The 2,217-nt window shown below is 62.2% G+C and carries 3 protein-coding genes; 1 reads left to right on the top strand and 2 read right to left on the bottom strand.

Translation table 11 applies throughout. The features are described from left to right. The coding region (locus AC1DT2_RS21315; RefSeq protein WP_477298574.1) for an ATPase, T2SS/T4P/T4SS family at positions 1-796 on the top strand (796 nt) is incomplete at its 5' end. Positions 797-885: 89 nt separating this feature from the next. Here the strand turns inward: AC1DT2_RS21315 and AC1DT2_RS21310 are convergent. Both AC1DT2_RS21310 and AC1DT2_RS21305 read right to left on the bottom strand, forming a co-directional pair. Beyond that, positions 886-1,263 (bottom strand): hypothetical protein, encoded by a 378-nt coding sequence (locus tag AC1DT2_RS21310; RefSeq protein WP_063573397.1) that lies wholly within the window; start codon positions 1,261-1,263, stop codon positions 886-888. 248 nt (positions 1,264-1,511) lie between these two features. After that, positions 1,512-1,880, bottom strand: coding sequence for a BON domain-containing protein (locus AC1DT2_RS21305; RefSeq protein WP_477298573.1), 369 nt, complete (start codon positions 1,878-1,880; stop codon positions 1,512-1,514). Positions 1,881-2,217: the final 337 nt, after the last annotated feature.

Genomic DNA, 2,217 nt, shown 5'->3' with positions numbered 1-2,217 from the left:
GACCAAGCGAGGCATCATCATCTTCGTCGGCGGTACCGGTACGGGTAAATCCACGTCGCTGGCCTCGATGATCGGCTACCGTAACCAGAATTCCACGGGTCACATCATCACGATCGAAGACCCGATCGAATACGTGCACAAGCACGAAGGCTGCATCGTCACCCAGCGCGAACTCGGCATCGATACCGACAGCTGGGAGAACGCGCTGAAGAACACCCTGCGCCAGGCGCCGGACGTGATCATGATCGGCGAAGTGCGTACACGCGAGACCATGGAACACGCGATCAACTTCTCGGAAACCGGCCATCTGTGCCTGTGCACGCTGCATGCGAACAACGCCAACCAGGCGCTCGACCGCATCCTGCACTTCTTCCCGGAAGACCGCCGCAGCGCGCTGTTCATGGATCTTTCGCTCAACCTCAAGGGCATCGTGGCCCAGCAGCTCATCCCGACGCCGGACGGTAAGGCCCGTCGTGTCGCCGTGGAAGTGCTCCTCGGCACGCCGCTCGCCCAGGACTACATTCGCCAGGGTGAAGTGCATAAGCTCAAGGAGCTCATGCGCGATTCCAACCAGTTGGGCATGCGCACGTTCGACCAGAGCCTCGYGGAGCTCTACCACGCTGGCGAGATCTCGTACGAAGACGCCCTGCGTCACGCCGACAGTTCGAATGAAGTGCGGCTGCGGATCAAACTCGCCCAGGGTGGCGATGCCCATACGCTCTCGCAGGGTCTGGAAGGCGTCGAGATCGACCAGGTCAGCGACAAGCAGACCTTCGGCGGCATGTTGTCGCGTTGAACGCGAGAAGGGGAAGCTGATGAGGCCGTTATCGATGGCCTGCATCAGCCCCCTGCCAGTCACGCCCTAGCGAGGGACTGGCGCGATTCTCACATACCGGTCGCGTCGTATTTGACGGCGAATGATGGCGTGTTGTCGGATTGCACACTGACGCAATAGCGCACTGCACCGACCACATCTGCCGGCCGCGCGATGTAGAACGAGCCCCAGATATCAAAGAAAGACCATGTCTGAGGGCTGTAGCCGGTACGGTCCTGGCACGAGGTGGAGGAGGCCGCGCCGGCTTTCACGACGATATGGCCGCCGGGATTCGTAAAGCCGGGGCGCACGCGCGCGCCCGACGGGTCTGTGGAGACGCCGCTTCCCGTAGATCGGTCGCCGGGCTTGATCGCGGGATTGCTGGCCATCGCGGTGGCGCTGATGAGTGCGCTAACAACGGCCAAAGAAAGGAGGGAGGCTTTCTGCATGATGTCTGTCCTTGTACAAGATCGCGCGACGTCCGCGCCCGGCTATTACACGTGAGCGTGCGCGCAGCCGATGTCGCCCCAAGGCCCGCCTCGGCGTCAGCGCGATCTCGCTCTATCCCTAGGCTTTCCCCGACATCGACGCCGCCATCGGGTGCAAGGCGGGCTTATGCAAGCCATCTCCCGCGATCGCCAAACGAAAAGAGGGCGCCTCGCGGCGCCCTCTTTTTCACGACCCTGGAAGGCCGCTCTTAGTTAGCAGCAGCACCGACCGTCAGACCGCTGGCGTCCACGCTCTTCACGCCCTTCACAGCCTTGGCAATCTTCTCAGCGTTGCTCTTTTCCTTCGCTGTCGTGACCGTACCGGTCAGCGCGACGACGCCTTCGGTCGTGGTAACCGAGATGTCACTGCCCTTGACGGCCTTCTTCGTGGCGAATTCCGACTTCACCTTGGTGGTGATCCAGGCATCGTCGGTCTTGCCGGCGACCGTCTGGTTATCGGCCTTGGAAGCGGCCGGAGCCATGGAGTCCTGAGCATTCACCTGGGCGAACGGCACCGTACCGAGACCGGCGACGAGGGCAGCAGCGAACAGGGCCTTGCGGAGGTTGGCATGGTTCATGGTGAACTCCTTTTTACGAATCTGTTTATGGGACTGGGGAACGGCGCCACGGGCTGTGGCTGCCTGTCCGGGACCTATGGGAACAGCGCGTCCGTGAACGATTTGTGCCCACGCAACAGCTTCGTTCAGCTTTTGCCGAAGACGCACAGAAGGCGCCCAGCCGTCTCCCACACAAGCCGAAAAAAGGTTCATCGTGGATTGCCGCGACCCGGGCGCTTGGCTTTCAGGCCGGGCATTCTTTCGCACCTCGCGCATGGCTCGCCTTCGGCTTCGCGGGCTCGGCTTCGCCGTCGCTTCGTACACTTGGGCGTCTCGCGGGGAGACCTTGGTGCCCACC

This window comes from Luteibacter sp. P4_E6 (genome assembly GCF_056401535.1).
The sequence above is the reverse complement of the archived record's forward strand: the minus strand, read 5'-3'. Positions and strand labels throughout refer to the sequence as shown.

What these genes read in the sequence shown, in the direction of transcription:
- AC1DT2_RS21310 (WP_063573397.1), bottom strand. Translation starts at nt 1,263, where the DNA reads ATGCAGAAAGCCTCCCTCCTTTCTTTGGCCGTTGTTAGCGCACTCATC.
- AC1DT2_RS21305 (WP_477298573.1), bottom strand. Translation starts at nt 1,880, where the DNA reads ATGAACCATGCCAACCTCCGCAAGGCCCTGTTCGCTGCTGCCCTCGTC.